At 67.4% G+C, this 3891-nt stretch carries 5 protein-coding genes; 3 read left to right on the top strand and 2 right to left on the bottom strand.

The genetic code is table 11. The features are described from left to right. On the top strand, nucleotides 1–414 hold a 414-nt coding region (locus ACOADB_RS01220), incomplete at its 5' end, for a 6-phosphogluconolactonase (protein WP_378596102.1). Nucleotide 415: 1 nt separating this feature from the next. Here ACOADB_RS01220 and ACOADB_RS01215 read toward each other — a convergent pair. Further along, on the bottom strand, nucleotides 416–1198 hold the full coding sequence (locus ACOADB_RS01215) for an exodeoxyribonuclease III (protein ID WP_378596101.1): 783 nt from the start codon (nucleotides 1196–1198) through the stop codon (nucleotides 416–418). Nucleotides 1199–1332: 134 nt separating this feature from the next. Between ACOADB_RS01215 and ACOADB_RS01210 the strand changes: the two genes are divergently transcribed. Then, nucleotides 1333–2154 carry a M57 family metalloprotease gene (locus tag ACOADB_RS01210; RefSeq protein ID WP_378596100.1) on the top strand — a complete coding sequence of 274 codons (822 nt, stop codon included), beginning with the start codon at nucleotides 1333–1335 and terminating at the stop codon, nucleotides 2152–2154. Nucleotides 2155–2258: 104 nt separating this feature from the next. Next, the gene (gene ychF / locus ACOADB_RS01205) at nucleotides 2259–3332 is read left to right on the top strand and encodes a redox-regulated ATPase YchF (protein ID WP_378596099.1); all 1074 of its coding nucleotides are present in this window, start codon (nucleotides 2259–2261) and stop codon (nucleotides 3330–3332) included. A gap of 20 nt (nucleotides 3333–3352) precedes the next feature. On the opposite strand, the gene ACOADB_RS01200 is transcribed toward ychF, so the two are convergent. Next, nucleotides 3353–3891, bottom strand: a 539-nt coding sequence (locus ACOADB_RS01200; protein WP_378596098.1) for a site-specific integrase, incomplete at its 5' end; no start/stop codon positions are given.

Here is a 3891-nt window from a genome sequence, read left to right as displayed (position 1 = left end):
GGGGGCGTCGACGTCCAGGTCCTCGGCATCGGCACGGACGGCCATCTCGCCTTCAACGAGCCGGGCTCCTCATTGGCGTCCCTCACCCGGCTGAAGACCCTGACCGAGGAGACGCGGCGCGACAACGCACGGTTCTTCGGCGGGGTCGAGGACGTGCCGCGTCATGTGCTGACGCAGGGCCTCGGCACCATCCTCCGGGCGCGGCACCTTTTGCTCCTCGCCACCGGGCCCGGCAAGGCGGCTGCGCTGGCGGCGGCAGTGGAGGGACCGGTCACGGCCTCCTGTCCGGCGTCCGTGCTCCAGATGCATCCGCACGTCACGATCCTCGCGGACGCCGAGGCCGCTGCGGGCCTCGCCCGGCGTGACCACTACCGCGCGGTCTACGACGCCAAGCCGGAGTGGCAGGGCCTGTAGGTCAGTCGGCCAGGTCGACGATGACCGGCGCGTGGTCGCTGGGGGAGCCGGTGTTCTGGGCGGGGTCGCGCTCGTCGCGGTCGATGAACGCACCCGTCACCCGCTCGGCGAAGCCGGGGGAGCCGACGACGAAGTCGATCTTCAGGCCACGGTCGCGTTCGAACCGCTGGCGGTAGTAGTCCCAGTACGTGTAGCCGGGTGCGTGTTCGCGGGTCACCTCGGCCCAGCCGCTGTCGAGGAAGCCCTGGAAGGCGGCGCGCTCGGCGGGCGTCACGTGGGTCGAGTTGCGGAACTGGGTGACGTCGAAGACGTCGTCGTCGGTCGGACAGATGTTCCAGTCGCCGACCAGGGCGGTGGGTACGTCGAGCCACGGCGCGGCCGCGGTGTGCAGTCCGGCGAGCCAGTCGAGCTTGTAGGCGTAGTGCGGGTCGTCCGGCTTGCGGCCGTTGGGGATGTAGAGGCTCCAGATCCGTACGCCGCCGCAGGTCGCGCCGATCGCCCGCGCCTCCACGACGGGCGGCTCGCCCCACCCGGGTTGGCCCGGGAAGCCGATCGTCACGTCCTCGAGGCCGACCCGGCTGATCAGGGCCACGCCGTTCCACTGGTCCAGCCCATGGGCCGCGACGTCGTACCCACGGGCCTGGAGGCCCATCAGTGGAACCTGGTCCTCGCGGGCCTTGATCTCCTGGAGTGCGAGCACGTCGATGTCGTGGCGTTCGAGGAAGGCCTCGACACGATCGATGCGCGAGCGAAGGGAATTGACGTTCCAGGTGGCGATCCGCACGGTGCGAATGTATCCGTGGCTCAGATCCGTGCAGCGACGGGGCCTGCCGGTTTCTGAACCGGACGATCTCTTGTCGTCGGGGGTGATGACGGGCTTCGATGAACCAGATGTCCTCTCTTGGGAAAGGTTCTTTGATGCAGTCATCGCGAGTCAGCAGAATTTCCGTCGGCGTGGCCTGTCTGGTGGCCGCGTTCGCCGGCGCCACGGTCCCGTCCTCCTCCGGCGCGGACGCGGGAGACCCGGTACCCACGTACAAGGAGTTCGAGTCCTCGACGTACGTCGACGTCGACGGAGCGTTCGTCGTCAACGGTGACGAGGTCATCTCGACCAAGGGCGACCTGAAGAAGTTCTACGAGAGCATGGTCGCTCCCACCGAGACCCAGCACGACGGGCTGATCGTGAACACGGTCGGCGGAGCCGACGACAAGTGGAGCGCGTCGCAGGCGGCCAACCTGACCTACTGCGTGAGCACCAAGTTCGGCACCCGCCAGGCGGACGTCATCAACGCGATGGCCGGTGGCGCCGGCCTGTGGGAGGCGGCCTCGTCGAAGGTGAACTTCGTCTACGTCCCCGCGCAGAACAGCAGCTGCACCACCCGCAACAACAACGTGCTGTTCTCCGTCGAGCCGGTCTCCACGTCGCAGTACATCGCCCGGGCGTTCTTCCCGAGCACCTCGAAGCGGTCGCGCAACGTGCTGATCGATGACTCGATCTGGTCCTCGGGCAACTGGGAACCGATCGACATCCTCGCGCACGAGCTCGGGCACACCCTCGGGTTCCGTCACGAGCACACCCGCCCCGAGGCCGGCACCTGCTTCGAGGACAACAACTGGCGCCCGCTGACGCCGTACGACTCCTCTTCGATCATGCACTACCCGCAGTGCAACGGCGGTTCGAGCGACCTGGAGTTCCAGGCGTCCGACGCTGCTGGCGTCAGGGCGCTGTACGGCTCCTGACCCCTGCTCACCACCGACGGCCCTCCCGGCCTCCCCGGGAGGGCCGTCGTTGTGTCTGTCGCTGATTCGGGCCGGTCCGTCGTACGGCCATAGACTCAGCGCCCGTGGCACTCACCATCGGCATCGTCGGTCTCCCGAACGCAGGCAAGTCAACGCTCTTCAACGCGCTGACCAAGAACGACGTCCTCGCGGCGAACTACCCGTTCGCCACCATCGAGCCCAATGTGGGCGTGGTGGGCGTGCCCGACGCGCGACTCCCGAAGCTCGCCGAGATCTACGGTTCCGAGCGGATCCTCCCGGCGACGGTGGAGTTCGTCGACATCGCCGGCATCGTCCGCGGCGCCTCGCAGGGCGAGGGCCTGGGCAACAAGTTCCTCTCCCACATCCGTGAGTCCGCGGCCATCTGCCAGGTGACCCGGGTGTTCCGCGACGAGGACGTGACGCACGTCGACGGTGAGGTCAACCCTGCCAACGACATCTCCACCATCCAGACCGAGCTGATCTTCGCGGACCTCGAGACGGTCGAGAAGTCGATCGTCCGCCTGGAGAAGGAGTCGCGGAAGGTCAAGGACCTGGTCGCGAACCTGGAGGCCGTCAAGGAGGCGAAGGAAGCCCTCGAGTCCGGTACGCCGATCATCGCGACGAAGATCGACCGCGACCTGCTCCGCGAGCTCTCGCTGCTCACCGCCAAGCCGTTCATCTTCGTCTTCAACTGCGACGCCGACGAGCTCGCCGACGAGGACCTCAAGGCGAAGATGCGCGAGATCGTCGCACCCGCCGAGGCGATCTTCCTGGACGCGAAGTTCGAGTCCGAGCTCGTCGAGCTCGATGATGAGGAAGCCGCCGAGTTCCTCGCCGAGGCCGGCGTCACCGAGCCCGGCCTCGAGACCCTGGCCCGCGTCGGCTTCGAGACCCTCGGTCTCCAGACCTACCTGACGGCCGGGCCCAAGGAAACGCGGGCCTGGACGATCCGCAAGGGCGACACCGCACCCGAGGCCGCCGGCGTGATCCACACCGACTTCCAGAAGGGCTTCATCAAGGCCGAGGTCGTCTCCTTCGACGACCTGACCGCGCTGGGCTCGATGGCCAAGGCCAAGGAAGCCGGCAAGGTCCGCATGGAGGGCAAGGACTACGTCATGGCCGATGGTGACGTGGTGGAGTTCCGCTTCAACGTGTAAAGCCGCAGGTCAGCGCCTGTTTATCGACTCTCTGCCCTCACAGCGCCCTCAGCAGAGCCGAGGACCTCGGCCGCGAGTCGCGCGGACGCGTCCCGGACCCGGCTCTCGGCGTTGGGCCAGAGGTGCGCGTACGTCGTCAGGGTGGTCGTGGACTTGGCGTGGCCGAGAGCCCGCTGGACAGCCACCACGTCGCAACCCGAGGCGATCAGTCCCGACGCGTAGAAATGACGAAGGTCGTGCAAGCGAACGCCGCTCACGCCTGCCCGTGACAGCGTCGTGCGCCATCGATGACCGACGGTGTTCTGATGCGGCGGAAGTTTGGCGTTGCCTTCGAACAGCCACTCGTTGGTGAGGCCGAGCGCCACGTGTTCAGCGAGCATGTCGATCAGTGCCTGGGCAGCGTGGACGGTCCGCTCGGAGTTGTACTTCGGTAGCCGGATGTCGACCTCTCCGCCGTTGACCCGCTGCACCTGACGACGAACATGGATCTCGCGGCGCAGGAAGTCGACGTCCGTGACCTGCAGCGCCGCCGCTTCGCCCAATCGGAGGCCTGCGAAGG

Origin of the sequence: Nocardioides sp. CPCC 206348 (assembly GCF_048654705.1) — a bacterium.
Taxonomy (GTDB): domain Bacteria; phylum Actinomycetota; class Actinomycetes; order Propionibacteriales; family Nocardioidaceae; genus Nocardioides.
The sequence above is the reverse complement of the archived record's forward strand: the minus strand, read 5'-3'. Positions and strand labels throughout refer to the sequence as shown.